At 62.7% G+C, this 17,668-nt stretch carries 20 protein-coding genes; 14 read left to right on the forward strand and 6 right to left on the reverse strand.

Going from position 1 to position 17,668, the window contains the following annotated elements; all coding sequences use genetic code 11:
- Positions 1-11 precede the first annotated feature (11 nt).
- On the reverse strand, positions 12-386 hold the full coding sequence (locus P0D96_RS07885; RefSeq protein ID WP_408313012.1) for a hypothetical protein: 375 nt from the start codon (positions 384-386) through the stop codon (positions 12-14).
- On the opposite strand from P0D96_RS07885, the gene P0D96_RS07890 reads away from it, so the two are divergent.
- The 3 genes from P0D96_RS07890 to P0D96_RS07900 are packed head-to-tail and all read left to right on the forward strand — an operon-like array spanning position 283 to position 2,732.
- Positions 283-1,512: a D-alanyl-D-alanine carboxypeptidase family protein gene (locus tag P0D96_RS07890; RefSeq protein WP_132376232.1), complete on the forward strand. Its 1,230-nt coding sequence runs from the start codon at positions 283-285 to the stop codon at positions 1,510-1,512. The genes P0D96_RS07885 and P0D96_RS07890 overlap by 104 nt on opposite strands.
- Before the next feature lie 13 nt (positions 1,513-1,525).
- Positions 1,526-2,491: a D-amino acid aminotransferase gene (locus P0D96_RS07895; RefSeq protein WP_408312827.1), complete on the forward strand. Its 966-nt coding sequence runs from the start codon at positions 1,526-1,528 to the stop codon at positions 2,489-2,491.
- Positions 2,463-2,732, forward strand: a complete 270-nt coding sequence (locus tag P0D96_RS07900) for a DUF493 family protein (RefSeq protein WP_132376230.1) — start codon at positions 2,463-2,465, stop codon at positions 2,730-2,732. The genes P0D96_RS07895 and P0D96_RS07900 overlap by 29 nt, the downstream gene beginning before the upstream one ends.
- Before the next feature lie 24 nt (positions 2,733-2,756).
- Here P0D96_RS07900 and P0D96_RS07905 read toward each other — a convergent pair whose 3' ends face one another.
- On the reverse strand, positions 2,757-3,725 hold the full coding sequence (locus P0D96_RS07905; protein ID WP_408181167.1) for a transcriptional regulator GcvA: 969 nt from the start codon (positions 3,723-3,725) through the stop codon (positions 2,757-2,759).
- A gap of 98 nt (positions 3,726-3,823) precedes the next feature.
- On the opposite strand from P0D96_RS07905, the gene P0D96_RS07910 reads away from it, so the two are divergent.
- The 3 genes from P0D96_RS07910 (at position 3,824) to lipA (ending at position 6,039) form a co-directional block, all read left to right on the forward strand.
- Positions 3,824-4,150 carry a DUF2917 domain-containing protein gene (locus P0D96_RS07910; protein ID WP_132376228.1) on the forward strand — a complete coding sequence of 109 codons (327 nt, stop codon included), beginning with the start codon at positions 3,824-3,826 and terminating at the stop codon, positions 4,148-4,150.
- A gap of 154 nt (positions 4,151-4,304) precedes the next feature.
- On the forward strand, positions 4,305-5,030 hold the full coding sequence (gene lipB, locus P0D96_RS07915; RefSeq protein WP_408312831.1) for a lipoyl(octanoyl) transferase LipB: 726 nt from the start codon (positions 4,305-4,307) through the stop codon (positions 5,028-5,030).
- A gap of 13 nt (positions 5,031-5,043) precedes the next feature.
- A complete protein-coding gene (lipA, locus tag P0D96_RS07920; protein ID WP_408284102.1) occupies positions 5,044-6,039 on the forward strand; it encodes a lipoyl synthase in 996 nt (331 codons plus the stop codon).
- Between the two features lie 117 nt (positions 6,040-6,156).
- Here lipA and P0D96_RS07925 read toward each other — a convergent pair whose 3' ends face one another.
- Entirely contained in the window at positions 6,157-6,291 is a 135-nt protein-coding gene (locus P0D96_RS07925; protein ID WP_279388592.1) for a hypothetical protein, read from the reverse strand.
- Between the two features lie 56 nt (positions 6,292-6,347).
- Entirely contained in the window at positions 6,348-6,710 is a 363-nt protein-coding gene (locus P0D96_RS07930) for a hypothetical protein (protein WP_408312834.1), read from the reverse strand.
- Between the two features lie 358 nt (positions 6,711-7,068).
- On the opposite strand from P0D96_RS07930, the gene tauA reads away from it, so the two are divergent.
- From tauA to P0D96_RS07945, 3 genes are read left to right on the forward strand one after another with little or no spacing between them, the layout of a single operon-like run.
- Positions 7,069-8,091, forward strand: coding sequence for a taurine ABC transporter substrate-binding protein (tauA, locus tag P0D96_RS07935; protein ID WP_408312837.1), 1,023 nt, complete (start codon positions 7,069-7,071; stop codon positions 8,089-8,091).
- A gap of 41 nt (positions 8,092-8,132) precedes the next feature.
- Positions 8,133-8,930, forward strand: a complete 798-nt coding sequence (locus tag P0D96_RS07940; protein ID WP_408312840.1) for a taurine ABC transporter ATP-binding protein — start codon at positions 8,133-8,135, stop codon at positions 8,928-8,930.
- Positions 8,927-9,796, forward strand: a complete 870-nt coding sequence (locus P0D96_RS07945; RefSeq protein WP_408312843.1) for an ABC transporter permease subunit — start codon at positions 8,927-8,929, stop codon at positions 9,794-9,796. Before P0D96_RS07940 ends, P0D96_RS07945 begins: the two co-directional genes overlap by 4 nt.
- Positions 9,797-9,823: 27 nt before the next feature.
- On the opposite strand, the gene P0D96_RS07950 is transcribed toward P0D96_RS07945, so the two are convergent.
- A complete protein-coding gene (locus P0D96_RS07950; RefSeq protein WP_408312846.1) occupies positions 9,824-10,507 on the reverse strand; it encodes a histidinol-phosphatase in 684 nt (227 codons plus the stop codon).
- Positions 10,508-10,733: 226 nt separating this feature from the next.
- Here P0D96_RS07950 and P0D96_RS07955 point away from each other — a divergent pair, with 226 nt between their 5' ends.
- A complete protein-coding gene (locus P0D96_RS07955) occupies positions 10,734-12,401 on the forward strand; it encodes a Na/Pi cotransporter family protein (protein WP_408312848.1) in 1,668 nt (555 codons plus the stop codon).
- 31 nt (positions 12,402-12,432) lie between these two features.
- On the opposite strand, the gene P0D96_RS07960 is transcribed toward P0D96_RS07955, so the two are convergent.
- A complete protein-coding gene (locus tag P0D96_RS07960; protein ID WP_408181176.1) occupies positions 12,433-13,203 on the reverse strand; it encodes a DeoR/GlpR family DNA-binding transcription regulator in 771 nt (256 codons plus the stop codon).
- Between the two features lie 566 nt (positions 13,204-13,769).
- Between P0D96_RS07960 and ugpQ the strand changes: the two genes are divergently transcribed.
- From ugpQ to P0D96_RS07980, 4 genes are all read left to right on the forward strand, one after another.
- Positions 13,770-14,555: a glycerophosphodiester phosphodiesterase gene (gene ugpQ / locus P0D96_RS07965; protein WP_408181177.1), complete on the forward strand. Its 786-nt coding sequence runs from the start codon at positions 13,770-13,772 to the stop codon at positions 14,553-14,555.
- 102 nt (positions 14,556-14,657) lie between these two features.
- Complete coding sequence (locus P0D96_RS07970) at positions 14,658-15,773, forward strand: ABC transporter substrate-binding protein (protein WP_408312852.1); 1,116 nt, start codon at positions 14,658-14,660, stop codon at positions 15,771-15,773.
- Positions 15,774-15,919: 146 nt separating this feature from the next.
- Complete coding sequence (locus P0D96_RS07975) at positions 15,920-16,858, forward strand: ABC transporter permease (protein WP_132376216.1); 939 nt, start codon at positions 15,920-15,922, stop codon at positions 16,856-16,858.
- Positions 16,855-17,646 (forward strand): ABC transporter permease, encoded by a 792-nt coding sequence (locus P0D96_RS07980; RefSeq protein WP_095417604.1) that lies wholly within the window; start codon positions 16,855-16,857, stop codon positions 17,644-17,646. The genes P0D96_RS07975 and P0D96_RS07980 overlap by 4 nt, the downstream gene beginning before the upstream one ends.
- Positions 17,647-17,668: the final 22 nt, after the last annotated feature.

Raw genomic sequence — 17,668 nt, forward strand, 5'->3', positions numbered from 1 at the left:
ACAAACGCAAATTAATCGCCGACCTTGGCGCAAAGTAACCGGGATAGCGCGCGTATAATGGCGACTCTTTTTTGGGCGCAGCGCCGCCCATCCGGCAGTTCGCGCGACGCGTAGCGTCTTTTCGCGCGCAGCGGTGCCGGATGCAAGGCGTGCTGCGCGAACCGATCGCGTGGCCGGAAGTCCAATGGGCGCCGCGCCGTTTTTACGGCCAGACGCTCGCCGACCGGCTCTTCCAAACTTTGCGCCCTGCGCGCGATGTATTTTTCTGCACCAATCGACCCTATGCGTTTCTCCACCTCCGGCCGCACGTCATTCCCTTCAGTTGCTTCCTTCGTTCCTTCCGCGCTTAGCCGTGCCGTGACCCTCGGTGTCGTGCTGCCGGCCACGCTCGTCGCCAGCACCGCGTTTGCGCAAGTGCCGCCGCCGGCCGTGAACGCGCGCTCATGGGTGCTCGTCGACGCGACCAGCAACCAGGTGCTCGCCTCGGGCAACCCCGACGAGCGCGTGGAACCGGCGTCGCTGACCAAGCTGATGACGGCGTACCTCGTCTTCGAAGCACTGCAGACGAAGAAGATCAACATGGACCAGACGGTCATGCCGAGCGAAGCGGTGCGCCGCGTGCGCACCGACGAATCGCGCATGTTCATCGAAGCGAACAAGCCGGTGACCGTGCACGATCTGGTGTACGGCATGATCGTCCAGTCGGGTAACGACGCGGCGATCGCGCTGGCCGAACTGGTCGGCGGCAGCGAGTCGCAGTTCGTCAACATGATGAACACGGAAGCGCAGCGCCTCGGCATGAAGAACACGCATTTCGCCGATGTGAACGGCATGCCCGATCCGCAGCACTACACCACGGCGGGCGACCTCGCGGTGCTGTCGGCGCGTCTGATTCGCGACTTCCCTGACTACTACAACATCTTCTCGGTCAGGGATTTCACGTACAACAAGATCAAGCAGCCGAACCGCAACCGCCTGCTGTGGATCGACCCGACGGTCGACGGTCTGAAGACCGGTCACACGCAAGCCGCCGGTTACTGCCTGATCGCGAGCGCGAAGCGCTCGCTGCCGGGCGCGACCGATGCGTCGCGCCGTCTCGTCTCGGTCATGATGGGCGAGACCAAGGAACACGACCGCGTGCAGGACAGCCTGAAGATGCTGAACTACGGCTACAGCGCGTACGACACGGTGCGTCTGTACAAGGCGAATCAGGTGGTGGGCACGCCGCGCGTCTACAAGGGTGCGCAGGACACCGTGCAGATCGGCGTGAAGAGCGATCAGTACATCACCGTGCCGAAGGGCATGGGCGACAAGGTGAAGCCGCAGATCGAGCAGGTCGATCCGCTGATCGCACCGATCGCAAACGGTCAGCAGGTCGGCACGGCGAAGCTGGTCGCCGACGGCAAGGTGCTGGCGCAATTCCCGATCGTGGCGTTGCAGGCTGTGCCGCAAGCCGGCGTGGTCGGCCGCGTGTGGGATTCCCTGATGCTCATGTTCAACAAGAAGAAGTAAGAGCCCGATTGCGATGACCGCTGTTTCCGATGTGTCGCCTGATCCGATTGTCTACCTGAACGGCGAGTTGGTGCCGTTGTCCGAAGCGCGCGTGCCGGTTCTAGATCGCGGCTTTATTTTCGGCGACGGCATTTACGAAGTCGCGCCGTTGTATGCGCAAACCGGGGCCGCGCGCGGCCGTACGCCGTTTCGCTTTCAGCAGCACCTGGCGCGGCTCGCGCGTTCCGTCGACAAGATCGGCATCGTCAATCCGTTCGACGACGCCGGCTGGCGCGCGCTGATCGAGCGCGTGGTCGCGGCGAACGAGGCGGACGGCAGTCTGCGTGCCGATCAGGACGCAATTGCCTATATTCAGGTCACGCGTGGTGTCGCCAAACGCGGTCACGCATTTCCGGCCGGCATCCGGCCAACCGTGTTCGTGATGGTCACGCCGCTGAACCTGCCGAACGCGGCGCAGCGTGCAGAAGGCGTACGCTGCGTGAGCGCGGAAGATCGTCGCTGGCTCAATTGCGACATCAAGTCCGTGTCGCTGCTCGGCAATGTGCTGATGGCGCAATATGCCGCGGAGAACGACGCGTTCGAGACGATCCAGTTTCGCGACGGCATGCTGACCGAGGGATCGTCGTCGAATGTGTGGATGGTGAAGGACGGCGTGTTGTCCGCGCCGCCGCGCAGCCACAAGATCCTCGAAGGGATCCGCTACGGTCTGATCGAGGAGCTGACGGGCGAGTGCGGCATCCGTTTCGAAGCGCGTGAGATTAGCGAAGCCGAACTGCGCGCGGCTGACGAGATCATCGTCAGTTCGGCAACCAAGGAAGTGCTGCCGGTCACGCAGCTCGACGGCCAAGCGGTCGGCGAGGGCAAGCCGGGTGCGGTCTTTGCGGCGCTGTACGCTGCTTATCAGCGAGCTAAGACCCAGGAAGCGCGCGAGGCGCAGCAAGGAGTAGAGAATGAGTCCCGTGAACGAGTCACTGTTTGAGTTTCCTTGCGATTTCCCGATCAAGATCATGGGCAAATCGCATCCCGAGTTCGCCGAGACGATCGTCACGGTTGTGCGGCAGTTCGACAATGAAGTCGATGCCTCGCGCATCGAAACGCGCCCGTCCAGCGGCGGCAACTATACGGGCCTGACGGTCACGGTGCGCGCTACGAGCCGTGAGCAGCTCGACGACATCTATCGCGCGCTCACTGGCCATCCGATGGTCAAAGTGGTGCTTTAAGCCCCGCTCGCCGCCTCGTTCGTATTACGGCGTGACGCGCAATGCGTCCTCGGACAGATCGGCGCTTGCGGCGGGTCTCAACTCGCAAGCCCGGTCGAAAAGCTGCTTGAAGCGTCCCACCTCCTCGAACACCCAGTCGCGAAACGCCTTCACGCGGGCGGTCTCGAGCATCTGCGGCGGGCAGATGAGGTAGTACTGCCACGGACTCGGCCCATCCACATCGAATAGCCGCACGAGGCGGCCCGCCGCGATCTCGTGCATGGCCAGCGAGCGGCGCGTGAGCGCGACGCCTTGGCCGTCGATGGCCGCCTGCAACAGGTTCGACGAATCCTGATACAGCACGCCGCGCTTCGGCTCGGGCCAGTCGGTGAGGCCGGCGGCGTCGAACCAGGGGCGCCAGAGTTCGTCGTCGGAGCGCAGGAGCGGGACTTTCGCTAAATCGGCCGGCGTTTTCGGCAGCTTGCCGCCGTTGAAGTTCGGCGCGCAGGCGGGAAAGAAAATCTCCTCCAGCAGCAACTCCGAATGCAAACCCGAATATTTGCCGAAGCCGAAACGGATTGCCACGTCGACGTCGTCGCGCGCAAAGTCCGTGAGCGCGTTGGTGGACAGCAGTTCGAGGTCCCACTGCGGATGCGCCTCGATAAAGCTGCCCACGCGCGGCGTCACCCAGCGCGCCGCAAACGACGACAGCATGGACACCACCAGCCGCCGCTCGCGGTCGCCGGCGCGGATTTCGCGAGTGGCATCGGCGAGCGCCATCAGCGCCGAGCGCACGTGCGTGGCGTAGCGCCGGCCGGTCTCGGTGAGCCGCACACGCTTGCCGTCACGCGCGAACAGCGAGACGCCCAGTTCGGCCTCGAGCGCGCGAATCTGGTGGCTGACGGCGCCGTGGGTGACGAACAGCTCGTCGGCGGCGCGCGAAAAGCTTTCGTGGCGGGCGGCGGCCTCGAATGCCTTGATCGCGTTCAGTGGCGGTAATTGCCGAAGGTCCATGGCAATATTTCTCACATAGAGGTGAAAATAGATCGTTTTGCGTAAACCCTTGTTACGCCTAGGATTGTAGTCATGAAACGATTTTTGGCGAGGGCATCATGCGAGAAATTTCCTCTAGCATCGCGTTTGAAATCCGCAGTGGCGAAACAGTTCCCCTGAAGGTGGCGCGCAGCACCAAGCTGGTCGTTCGTGGCGGTGCGGTGTGGGTCACGCGCAGCGACGATACGGAAGACTACTGGCTGCAGCCCGGCCATACGCTGAGACTGCGGCGCGGCGAACGTTTGTGGTTGAGCGCCGAGGGCAACGGACAGGCGAGAGTGGCGTTTTCCGTGCCGACGCGCTGCGACGAGCGTGCGCTGAACTGGTTTGCGCGCATCGGCGAACGGTTGGCGGCGCGTATGCGAGGCGGCTGGCGCACGGTTTGATCGAAGGACGCGGCGCGCCGGTTCGGCGGAACGGCGCGCCGCGCAATTGATTCTGGCGGCGGCCCGGCGCGGCCACGCCGCCGCGCGATTTAACACATTCCTAATGTAGCCGCCTCCGGCGGGAATTCCCAGATTTCGGTAAACTGCCGGGATCATGTGCGCCACCCCGGTTTCCCCGACTCCCTTGCCCCTCGCGGTGCCGCTCACGCTGCGCTGGCGTGGCCGCGAACCCTATGAAGCCAGTTTCGAAGCCATGCGCGCATTCACGGACGGGCGCACGGCCGACACTCCCGACGAAATCTGGCTGGTCGAACACCCACCCGTCTTCACGCTAGGCCAGGCGGGCGATCCCGCCCATCTGCTCGCCGCCGACAGCGGCATTCCTCTGGTCAAAGTCGACCGGGGAGGGCAGATCACGTATCACGGGCCCGGCCAGGTGGTGGCCTACCTGCTGCTCGATTTGCGCCGCCGCAAGTTGATGGTGCGCGAGTTGGTCACGCGGATCGAGCAAGCCGTGATCGACACCCTTGCGGCGTATAATCTCGCCGGAGAACGAAAGGCGGGCGCTCCCGGTATCTACGTGGCGCCTGGGCCGGACGCCGGGCTGCACGCCGGCGCCAAGATTGCGGCGCTGGGTTTGAAGATCCGCAACGGCTGCAGCTATCACGGCGTGAGCCTGAACGTGAACATGGATTTGCGGCCGTTTCTGGCCATCAATCCATGTGGCTACGCAGGGCTCGAAACAGTCGATATGGCCACGCTTGGCGTGACCGCCGGCTGGGACGACGTGGCCCGTACCTTTGCAGAACGCCTCACCGCAAACCTCGACGGCAGTCCCGCGGCCGTCGCCCAACCACGGGCCGGTGCCCTCACCGCCTGACTGGACCGAACGAATGACTGACGTTACCGCGAACCTCGCAGCTTCCCCCACTCCTGACGCCGTGCCGGCCTACGACGCCACCGCGAAGCAGAAGGCGCAAGCCAAGACCGCCCGTATTCCGATCAAGATCATCCCGATCGAAAAGCTGAAGAAACCCGACTGGATCCGCGTCAAAGCGGCGACCGGCAATTCTCGCTTCTACGAAATCAAGCAGATTCTGCGCGAGCACAATCTTCATACGGTGTGTGAAGAGGCGAGCTGCCCGAACATTGGCGAATGCTTCGGCAAGGGCACGGCGACCTTCATGATCATGGGCGACAAGTGCACGCGCCGCTGCCCATTCTGCGACGTCGGCCACGGCCGCCCGGATCCACTCGATGTGGACGAGCCGGGTAACCTCGCGCGCACCATCGCCGCGCTGAAGCTGAAGTATGTGGTGATCACCAGCGTCGACCGCGACGATTTGCGCGACGGCGGTGCGGCCCACTTCGTGGAATGTATCCGTCAGACGCGCGAGCTTTCGCCCGAGACGCGCATCGAAATTCTGACGCCGGACTTCCGCGGCCGTCTGGATCGCGCGCTCGGTATTCTGAACGCCGCCCCGCCCGATGTGATGAATCACAACCTCGAAACGGTGCCGCGTCTGTACAAGGAAGCGCGCCCGGGTTCCGACTACGCGCATTCGCTGAAGCTGCTGAAGGACTTCAAGGCGCTGCACCCTGACGTCGCCACCAAGTCCGGTCTGATGGTCGGCCTCGGCGAAACCGAAGAAGAGATTCTGCAAGTGATGCGCGACCTGCGCGAACACGACGTGGACATGCTGACGATCGGCCAGTACCTGCAACCGTCGGAACACCATCTGCCGGTGCGCTCGTACGTGCATCCGGACACGTTCAAGATGTACGAGGAAGAAGCGTACAAGATGGGTTTTACACACGCAGCCGTGGGCGCGATGGTTCGTTCGAGCTACCACGCCGATTTGCAGGCGCATGGAGCTGGCGTGGTCTGAATGTCTTAGCTAGAGCTGTCAGTTTGAGAAAAGCCTGCACGTGTGGCAGGCTTTTTCTTTTGGACGGTCAGACTTTGACTGCCGGCACTGCGCATCTTTGCGCTTCTCTGCGAAGCGTTACCGGTAATGCCGTGCGAGCAGCATGCAGATCGAGGCAATCGTGCTACCGATGATTGAAAAAGGAGCGGCAAGTTCGATCAGGCGATTGCGCAGTTCGCGATTTTCCATGACGTAGTCGATCAGATTGGGCATTTAAGTTCTCCCTGTTAGACGTGCTTGAAAGTATAGCTCTGACGATTGCCAATTAGTTAGTTTAACGAATAATGAGATAGGGAAAATGAGGCAACCACCGCTGCAGTCATGATCGCCGATGTCCACATCAACCTTCGTTCGCGTGCCTCGTCGCCGCGATGATAATCAAGATGCGGCGCCGAGTCAGCCGCGCCGAACGTGACGAGGATGGACGCCACGACGAGAAACAGAACATGCCAGAGCAATCCGGCCAGCATGAAGGCTAGCGTGCTATTTGTCGAAGCCTCGCCCAGCGCGCTGCCGATCTCGTAGTACGCGCCGGCGCGCATCGAAATGACGACCCAGAGAAGTTGTCCGTTCTGCGCGGAACGTATCGCAATACCTTTCGACGACTCCCGATAGAAGCGCGAGAAGCTCAACAGAGGCAGCCGCGCAAAGGGCGCGCACACTGGCACGCCGACGTTGAAAAGCAATCAGCAAATGCGCCCAATAAAATCGATCATAGGAATGCGAAGCTTTGGCAACGCAAAGATGATCCCGCTCCGGTCAATTGCAGGTCAATCTCCCGAACGGCCAGCTTGCATATAAGCGCCACGATCCGCCATCATTCGCTGGAACCGTCCGCCCCCCGCAACAGCAGTCGCCGCTAACCAACCGAACGTGAAAAGCAATGCTCGAACAGCGTGATTAGCAATCGCGGATTAATTAGAACCGGCCGCGAACAAACTGCCTATAGTCGAAAGCCTCCCGAACAACACCTGCTCAAGGGGCTTTCCGATGAACCGCTTCCGCCGTCCGCTTGCCGCGTTCGCTACGCTGCTTGCACTGTCCGCGTCGTTTGTTTCCACGGCGCACGCCGACACCAAAGAAGTCGTGATCGCGTATCAGGACATGGTGGTGCCGTGGCGCTACGCGCAGGCCACCGGCGAAGTGGAGAAAGCCACCGGCTACAAGGTCACCTATCGCAAACTCGGCAGCGGCGCCGACGTGATCCGCGCGCTTGCGTCCGGCTCGGTGCAACTTGGTGAAGCCGGTTCGAGTCCGATCGCAGCGGGTTTGTCGCAAGGCGTGGATATTTCGCTGTTCTGGATTCTCGACAATATCAACGACGCCGAAGCGCTAGTCGCACGCGACGGCTCCAATGTAACGAGCGTCGCCGGTCTCAAAGGCAAGAAGATCGGCGTGCCGTTCGTGTCGACGTCGCACTTTCACACGCTGGTCGCGTTGCAGAGCGCCGGCGTGAATACGTCCGATGTCAAGATCGTCAACTTGCGTCCGCCTGAAGTCGCGGCGGCGTGGGAGCGCGGCGACATCGACGCGACGTATATCTGGGACCCGGTGCTCGCCAAGGTCAAGAAGAACGGCAAGGTGCTCATCACCTCGGGGCAGGTTGCGCAGCAGACCGGCAAGGCGACCTTCGACGGTTTCGTCGTCGATCGCAAGTTCGCCGGTCAGAATGCTGAGTTCGTCGCGCGTTTCGTGAAGGTGCTGGCCGCGACGGACGCGAATTACCGCGATCACACGTCGGCATGGACGGCAGCGTCGCCGCAGGTCGAGGCGGTCGCCAAAGAGTCCGGCGCGAACGCGCAGGAAGTGCCGGCGAGCCTCGCGTTGTACGCGTTCCCGACGCCGGCCCAACAGGCTTCGAATGCGTGGCTTGGCGGCGGCGCGCAATCGGGTGCGGCGAAGTCGCTGGCCGCCACCGCGGCGTTTCTCAAGACCCAAGGCACGATCCAGAACGTGCTGGCCGACTATTCGACCGGCGTCGATCCGCAGTTCGTGCAACGCGCGGCGCATTGATCGTCGCGCGCTGTCTCCTATCGACATCATGAGGTGCGGCGATGAGCGGTCTTGAAATCCGGCGACTGCACGTCGCCTACGAAGGCGCGCGCGGCGCGGCGCCGCATGTCGCGCTGGCCGATGTCGATCTGCGTATCGAACCCGGCGAGTTCGTGGTCGCGCTGGGCGCGTCGGGCTGCGGCAAGACGACCTTGCTCAATTGCATTGCCGGCTTCATCCCGCCGACCGAAGGCGAGGTGCGGCTGAACGGCGAGCCCGTGCTCGGGCCGGGCGCGGACCGTGGCGTCGTGTTCCAGAAGTACGCGTTGATGCCGTGGCTCGACGTGCTCGACAACGTCGCGCTCGGTTTGCGCTTTCAGCGCGTGCCGAAGGCGGAGCGCGAGCGCATTGCGTTCGAGATGCTGAAGCTCGTCGGGCTTGAGAAGCATGCGCGCTCGCGGGTCTATGAGTTGTCGGGCGGCATGCAGCAGCGTGTGGGTATCGCCCGTGCACTCGCAAGCGATCCGCACGTGCTGCTGATGGACGAACCGATGGGCGCGCTCGACGCCATGACGCGCGAGTCGATGCAGGAACTCGTACTCGATGTCTGGGGCCGCACACGCAAAACGGTGTTCTTCATCACGCACAGCGTCGAGGAGGCGCTTTTTCTCGCGACCCGTCTCGTCGTCATGACGCCGGGCCCGGGCCGCATCGCCGATAGCTACGACTTGCCGTTCGCGCGGCGTTTTCTACAGACACGCGACGCACGCGCGGTGAAGTCGTCGGCGGATTTCATCGTATGGCGCGAGCGGCTGGTGCATCGGCTGCATGAGCGCAATCAGGAAGAGGTGCTGTCGTGACGGCTTCGCGGGAATCTTTGGGCAAGGTGCCGCTCGCCCAGACCGGCAAGCGGCCGCAGCGGGCCGCGCGCCCCGTGCGCGGCTGGCGTTTGCCGGGCGAAGGTCCGAGCGCGGCGCTTAGCGCGGTCTCGGTCTCGACGCTCGCGGCGTTGTGGTGGCTTGCCACGCATCTGCACTGGTTGCCGCCGCTATTTCTGCCCACACCCGAAGCGGTGTGGAGCGCATTTCTCGACGCGTGGCACGGCCGCATTCAAGGCGGCTTGCCGCTCTCCGAGCATCTCGCGTGGAGCGCCTTGCGTGTGTTCGGCGCGTTTGCGCTGGCTGCGGTCACGGCCGTGCCGGTCGGCATTCTGATGGGAGTGAGCCGGGTCGCGCGCGGCCTTCTCGATCCGCCGCTCGAGTTCTATCGACCGCTGCCGCCGCTCGCGTATCTGCCGCTCGTGGTGATCTGGTTCGGCATCGACGAAACGGCGAAGATCGTCGTGATTTATCTGGCCTGCTTCGCACCTATTGCCATGGCCGCGCGGGCCGGCGTGCGCAGCGCGACCATCGAGCAGATTCATGCGGCGTATTCGCTGGGCGGCCGCTTCTCGCAGATCGTGCGGCACGTGGTTTTGCCTGCGGCGTTGCCGGAGATTCTGACCGGCCTGCGCATCGCGATCGGCTTCGGCTGGACTACGCTGGTCGCCGCCGAAATGGTTGCGGCCACTGCGGGGTTGGGTCAGATGGTGTTGAACGCATCGAGCTTTCTACGCACCGACGTGGTGGTGATGGGCATCGTGCTGATCGGGCTGATCGCGTGGCTCTTCGATCTCGGTATGCGTGCGCTGGAACGGCGGCTCGTGCCGTGGAAAGGGCGCGCGTAGCGCGGCGGCTCAGGCTCAGGTCAAGACTCAGGCAAACAGTTCAATCACCGGCCAGCCGCGTTCTGAGGCGATGGCCCGCAGCCGCGCGTCAGGATTGGTCGCAACCGGATTCGTAACGCGTTCCAGCAACGGCACGTCGTTGATCGAATCGCTATAGAACCAGCTCTGCGGGAAATCCTGCAGACGATGCCCGAGCGAGGCCAGCCAACTCTCGGTGCGCGTGATCTTGCCTTCGCGAAAGGTCGGTGTGCCGACAGCCATTCCCGTAAAGCGCGCCAACGGATCGCCGCCTTCGGTGCCAAGCTCGATTCCCAGCAGATGCTCGAAGCCGAGCGCCTTACCGATCGGCTCCGTGATGAACACATTAGTGGCGGTAACGATGCAACACAGGTCGCCCGCATCCAGATGGCGTTGTACGAGCGCACGCGCTGCCGGCAGGATCGCAGGCGCAATCACCTGCTGCATGAACTCCGTATGCCACGTGTCGAGCTGCTCGCGCGAGTGGCGGGCAAGCGGCGCGAGCGTGTAGTTCAGGTAAGCAGCCATGTCGAGCGTGCCGGCCACATATTGCCGGTAGTAATCGTCGATTTCCTGCGCGTGCCGCGCGGCGCCTTCTATACCCAATCCCGCAATGAAGTGGGCCCACGCCTGATCGCTATCCAGCGGCAGCAACGTGTGATCCAGGTCGAACAGCGCAAGGTTGCGGCTCATCCAGAGTCCTCGTGATTAAGTGGGCGAGCGGTCGAGTGGTCGAACTCCCCGTATGACTGACCATGAGCCGGCACACAGCCATCCACAGCTTGACACGAGCCTATATTTAAAAGCACAAAATTACAATAAGGCAAAAATGTGCAACACTACTGTCATACGCCCCGGGTGCCGGTTCGCGCGGCATGCGGTTCGGGTCATGGCAGCAGGAACGGATGCGCAGTGCATTATGTTGATTCTCCTAAACCTTCTGGCCGGTGTGGCGCTCCTCGTGTGGGGTTCGCACATTGTGCGCACCGGCATCCTGCGAGTCCTCGGCGCCGACCTGCGCAGCGTGTTGGGGCGCAGCACCAGTAGCCGCTGGCGAGCTTTCCTCTCGGGTGTTGGCGTCACGAGTCTCGTGCAAAGCAGTAATGCCACTGCGGTGATCGTCACGTCGTTCGCGGCGCAGGGACTATTGCCGCTCACCAGTGGTCTCGCGATCATGCTCGGCGCCGACGTCGGCACCGCGTTGATGGCGCGGATCCTCACCCTCGATCTGTCCTGGTTGTCGCCGATCCTGATTCTGCTCGGCGTGCCGCTGTTCCTTTCGCGAAAGCAAACCCGTCTCGGCCAGGCCGGCCGAACGTTGATCGGCCTCGGCTTGATTCTGCTGGCGCTGCGTCTGATCGTCGAAGCTGCTCAGCCGATGATGCAAGGCGCCGGCGTGCGCGTGATGTTCGGTGCACTGACTGGCGACACCATGCTCGACGCATTGGTCGGCGCCGCGTTCGCCATGCTGTCCTATTCGAGCCTTGCCGCGGTGTTGCTGACCGCGACGCTCGCCTCGTCCGGTGTGATTTCGCTGAAGGTCGCCCTGTGCCTCGTGATCGGCGCTAATCTTGGCAGCGGCTTGCTCGCGCTCCTTGGCACCGTCGCACAAAATGCGGCGGCGCGGCGTCTCGCGTTGGGCAGCTTTGCGTTCAAGCTGGCCGGCGCGCTGCTGATCCTGCCGTTCACTTCGCTGCTCGCGCGCGGTCTGCCCGTGCTGATCGCGAATCCGCGTGAAGCCACGGTCGGCTTCCATCTGATCTACAACACGCTGCGTTGCTGCGCGTGCCTCTCGCTGATCGATCCGGTGGCGCGCGTCTGTGTGCGCATCTTGCCCGACCGGCCGATGCCGAATGGCGAGCTGCGGCCGCTCCATCTGGATACCGCGGCGCTGTCCACGCCGACGCTTGCGCTCGCGCATGCCGCACGCGAGGTGCTGCGGATCGGCGACATTGTGCGCACTATGCTCGACAACGTCGCGGACCTGATCCATAACAACAATCTGGACAAAGCGCGCGAAACGGCGCGCATGGACGACGACGTGGACGAGCTCTACGCCGCCGTCAAAACCTATCTGACGCTGATCTCGCGCGAGCAACTCGACGAAGCCGACAGCCGCCGCTGGACCGACATCATTTCATTGACGATCAACCTGGAGCATGCGGGCGACATCATCGAGCGGATCGTGCGCGACATCGAGGAAAAGAAGATCGCCCACCGTTTGTCGTTTTCGGAGGAAGGGCTGGGTGAACTGGACGACTTGCAGACGCGGCTCGTCAGCAATTTGCAGCTTGGCTTATCGGTCTTTCTGAACAACGATCTGCGTTGTGCCGAGCGCCTGCTCGCGGAGAAGGAGCGCTTTCGTGATCTGGAGCGCGCGTATTCATACCGGCATCTGGACCGGCTCACCGGACAGACCCTGCGAAGCATCGAAACCAGTGCGCTGCATCTCGATCTGATCAGCGACATGAAGCGGCTCAACTCGTTGTTCTGCTCGACCGCCTATCCGGTACTCGACGCAGCCGGCGCATTGCACGACACCCGCTTGCGCAAGCGTTCGCTCGACACGATGCATGTGAAGGAATAGACCTCGAGTCTTCTGACCTAAGGCCCAAGCCCTAAGCGAGCACGATCTCTTCGAGCTTCTTTTTCAGCGATGCAAACTCGGCGGCTTCGGCCGCCTTTTTGTTGGTGACGAGCACGTCGATCCGCTCGACCGGGCAGTACGAGATACGGCTGCGCTGGCCGATCTTGCTGTAGTCGGCGAGGATCACCACGCGGTCCGCGTTGGCGACCATCGCGCGCGCGACTTCGGTTTCGGCGTGATCGTAGTTGGTCGCGCCATGCCGGTGATCGATGCCGACCGGCGACAGCAGCGCGAGGTCCGCGCGATAGCGCTGGATGTCGAGCACGGTGGTGGCGCCGGTGGTCGCCATGGCGCGGTCGCTGATCGATCCGCCCAGCAGAATGACTTCGTTGGCGGCTTCGGTTTGATCGACTGCGCCGCGCATCTTCAACGCGACATCGATCGAATTGGTGACGATGGTGAGGTTCGCGAGTTTCGCCAGTTCTTCGGCTAGCGCGGCGGTGGTGGTGCCGGCGTCGATGAAAAGCGTCTGGCCGCTCGCGATCAAACGCGTAGCCGCCTTCGCAATCGCCGTTTTGGATTTGACACGCATGTGGGCGCGTTCCGCGATCGGCGCTTCGTCGGCGGGCTTGATCGCGCCGCCGTGCACGCGCCGCAGTTCACCTAGCGCTTCGAGATCGAGCAGGTCGCGCCGCACGGTTTCGCGCGACACCCCGAGATCCGCCATGATCCGTTCCGTGGACACACGTTGCAGCGTGGACAGCAACGCGCGAATTCTTTGATGCCGGTCTTCCTGCCACATGCATTTTTCCCTGGATGCGTACGCGCGTTGATTCAGCTTGTATTTAACTGCGACATCGTGGTCACGAATGTGTGTCCGGAGGATGTCAAGCGTACTACTTTAGCCGGATTGTGTTGTATTTTTTTGGCAGCTTGCAAGTTTGTGTATTTCAACTTAGCCTTCGCAGATCGAAGCGCTGAGTCTATTTCGAACATCAAATGTTCGAAAAGGAATTGAAATGTCCGGTTCCGAGCATTTCGCGGCGTTTTTGGCAATTTGATTGACCCGTGCCGCCGCCATAATGGCTCTTGGGGTTTGCCGTCCGGGCGATAGGCCGGTGATGTTTCGCGCTGCGGGATGACTCCACGCTTCGTCATCCTGACAATGACATTGCAGTGTGCGGCGCGATGAGAACATGCAGCGTACGCCCGGGTATCGCCGCGCTCGCCTTAGCGCGATACTACGCACGGACTCGCGCGTGGAGACAGCATGGGGCCTCGCATGCCTCATGATGGCCGGGGCGACGGTGATGGCCGGGAACGTGTCGAGAGCATAGTCAACCCGCTCTATCTGAAAGGTAACGAGACGTGGGAAACGGGATTAATCGCACCTTATCCGCAGACTGGCCTTATCCGCGACTGGCCGCGCATCGCTGTGGCGGCACGCTGGCGCCGGAAAACACGCTAGCCGGTTTCGACGCCTGCGTGCGCTATGGGTACCGCATGGTCGAATTCGACGCCAAGCTATCCGCCGACAACCAACTCTTCCTGCTGCACGACGACACACTCGAGCGGACCACCAACGGCCACGGCGCCGCCGCCGAACACACATGGCAGCAACTGGCAACGCTCGACGCCGGCGCCTGGTACGGACCGCAGTTCGCCGGCACGCGTTTGCCGACGCTCGCCGAGGCGGCCGAGCGTTGTGCGCGCGACGGCATTGCCGCCAACATCGAAATCAAACCGTGTCCGGGCCGCGACGAGATCACCGGCACTTTGGTGGCAAGCGGCGCGCTGACGTTATGGCAAGGCCAGACGCCGCCGTTGCTGTCGTCGTTTTCGTTCGAGGCGCTCGCCGCGGCGCGCGACGCGGCGCCGTCGGTGCAACGCGGCATGCTGTTCGACGAGGTGCCTGACGACTGGCTGCGCATCGTGCGTGAACTGGACTGCGTGTCCTTTCACGCGAACCAACGCTATCTCACGGAGCGGCTGGTTGCGGAGATTCACTGCGCCGGCCTGCGCGTGCTCGCCTACACGGTCAACGACACGGCGCGCGCGCAACTGCTCGCGCAATGGGGCGTCGACATGATTTGTACAGATCGCATCGATACACTGCGACCCGACATGTTCTCGGCGCCGGCCAATCCGGCCTGAACATGGCGCGGGCGCGCAAGTGCAGGAGTGCACGACGCGCCCCGAAGCTCGAATTAGAAATTTTCCAAACGTAGCAATTTCGGCAGAGGATGGGGAAAGACTATGAACCGCACCGCGTTAGCTCGCATACTTTCGATGTCGGCCGTTGCGGGTGTCACCGCCGCCGGCGTCAGCAGCAGCGCTTCGGCCGCGCCGCTCGACGCACTGATCGCCGCCGCCAAGCAGGAAGGCCAACTCACCGTGATCGCGCTGCCGCACGACTGGTGCAATTACGGTGAACTGGTGGCCGGCTTTCAGAAGAAGTACGGCATCAAGATCAACGAATTGAATCCGGACGCGGGTTCGGGCGATGAAATCGAAGCCATCAAGGCGAACAAGGGCAACAAGGGTCCGCAGGCGCCCGACGTGATCGACGTGGGTCTGTCGTTCGGTCCGTCGGCGAAGGCGGAAGGTCTGCTGCAGCCGTACAAGGTCGCCACGTGGAACTCGATTCCGAAAGAGTCGAAGGATGCCGACGGCTATTGGTATGGCGATTACTACGGCGTGCTCGCGTTCGAAGTCAACGCCGACATGATCGACAAGGCGCCGTCCGACTGGAGCGACCTGCTCAAGCCGGACTATAAGAACGCGGTCTCGCTGGCCGGCGACCCGCGCTCGGCCAACCAGGCGATTCAAGCCGTGTACGCCGCCGGTCTGTCGCAAAGCAAAGGCGATGCGAGCAAAGCCGGACAGGCCGGCCTCACGTATTTCGCCAACCTGAACAAGAGCGGCAACTTCGTGCCGGTGATCGGCAAGGCCGCATCGCTCGCGCAAGGTACTACGCCGATCATCGTGCGTTGGGACTACAACGCGCTGGCCGACCGCGACACGCTGAAGGGCAATCCGAAGGTGGAAGTGGTGGTACCGAAAACGGGCGTGGTCGCCGGCGTGTATGTTCAGGCGATCAGCGCCTACGCCCCGCATCCGAACGCAGCCAAGCTGTGGATGGAGTATCTGTACTCCGACGAAGGCCAGATCGGCTGGCTGAAGGGTTACTGCCATCCGATGCGCTACAACGAACTGGTGAGCGGCAAGAAAGTGCCGCAAGCGCTGCTCGACAAGCTGCCGCCGCCGTCGGCTTACAAGAACGTGGTGTTCCCGACGCTCTCGCAACAGGACGCGTACAAGGAGACCATCACGAAGCACTGGGACGAAGCGGTTGGCGCGAACGTCAAGTAAGCGGCATAGCGTGAGTCGCGGCGGCAACGCTGCACGCGCGCCGCGACGCCGAACCGAAGCCTGAAGTTTTGTCGCCCCGGCGCGCCGCCGCTCGTGATGAGCGCTGCGCGCCGGGTGCGTTTGCCAGATTGCCTCAAGGGTGAGCTATGAGCGCTTCATCGGATGCTGGATCGGTGCAGCCGGAATTGCTGGTTCCGCCTGTGCCCACCCCAACGCCTCGCGTCAACGGTCCAAGCCGCGCGTCGTCGTTGCTCGCCTGGATCGGCGTGGTGCCGTTTTTCACGTTCGCGCTGCTGTTCCTGATTCTGCCGACCGGCTTTCTGATGGTCGGCGCGTTCCAGGATTCGCAAGGCCATTTCACGCTCGCCAATTTCCGCGACCTGCTCCAGCCGACCGTGATGGATGCGTACTGGATCAGCTTCAAGGTGAGCGCCGCCTCCTCGATCGGCGGCGCGGTGATCGGCTCGCTGCTCGCATGGGCGGCGGTGCAGGGCAAATTGCCCGGGTGGATTCGTCCGACCTTGATGACGTTTTCGGGCGTCGCGTCGAACTTTGCCGGCGTGCCGCTCGCGTTCGCTTTCATCTGCACGTTGGGGCGGGTCGGGCTCGTCACTGTGCTGCTGAAGAAATACCTCGGCTTCAATCTGTACTCGACCGGCTTCAGCATCCTGAGCTTTTCCGGTCTGACGCTGACCTATCTGTATTTCCAGATTCCGTTGATGGTGCTGATCGTCACGCCCGCGCTCGACGGCCTGAAGCGCGAATGGCGCGAGGCCTGCGATTGCCTCGGCGGCACCGCATATCAATACTGGCGCTACGTCGCGCTGCCGGTGCTGTGGCCGAGCGTGCTCGGCGCCGCGCTGCTGCTGTTCGCCAATTCGTTCGGCGCGGTCGCCACGGCCTATGCGCTGACCGGCAGTTCGCTGAACATCGTGACGATCCTGTTGTACGCGCAGATTCGCGGCGACGTGATGCACAACCAGAATCTCGGCTATGCACTCGCGCTCGGCATGGTGCTTGTCACCGGCCTTTCGAATGGCGGCTACATCTGGCTGCGCTCGCGCGCTGAAAGGGGACGTCGATGAAAAGCCAATCGCGTGTGGGTGCGTGGACCGCGATGATCGTCGGTTCGCTGTACTTTCTCATTCCGTTGATCGCGACATTCGAGTTCAGCCTGCGCATGAAGCGCGGCACCTATAGCTTCGAAGCGTACAGCGTCGTGCTCGGCGATCCGCGCTTTCAGGCCTCGTTCGGCTACTCGATTCTGATGGCGCTGCTGACGATCGTCGTCGGCGTGTTGCTGGTTGTGCCGACCGCGTACTGGGTGCAGTTGCGCTTGCCAAAGCTGCGGCCGCTGGTCGAATTCATCACGCTGTTGCCGCTGGTGGTGCCGGCGATTGTGATCGTGTTCGGTTATCTGCGCATCTATAACAGCAGTTCGATTCTGCCGCTCACGGGCAACGAGCGCGCCACCGATCTGCTGCTGGTGTTCGGCTATGTGACGCTCTCGCTGCCGTACATGTACCGCGCCGTCGATGCCGGGCTGCGTGCGGTCGACGTGCGCTCGCTCACCGAAGCGGCAGAGTGTCTCGGCGCGAACTGGCCGACGATTCTCTTCAAGGTGATCTTCCCGAACATCCGCTCGGGCATTCTGTCCGGCGCGTTTCTCACCTTTGCGGTGGTGATCGGCGAGTTCACGCTGGCGAGCCTGCTCGACCGTCCCGCGTTCGGTCCCTACCTGCAATTGATCGGTGCGAACCGCGCGTACGAGCCGTCGGCGCTCGCGATCATCGCGTTCGTGATCACGTGGGCGTCGATGGGATTGATTCAGGTATTCGGCTCGGCCCGCGCGATGAGCGGCCAGAAAGTGTGACCAATGAGTTTGACGGACTGAG

Origin of the sequence: Paraburkholderia sp. RL17-347-BIC-D (genome assembly GCF_046027915.1) — a bacterium.
In the GTDB taxonomy this organism is placed as follows: Bacteria; Pseudomonadota; Gammaproteobacteria; order Burkholderiales; family Burkholderiaceae; genus Paraburkholderia.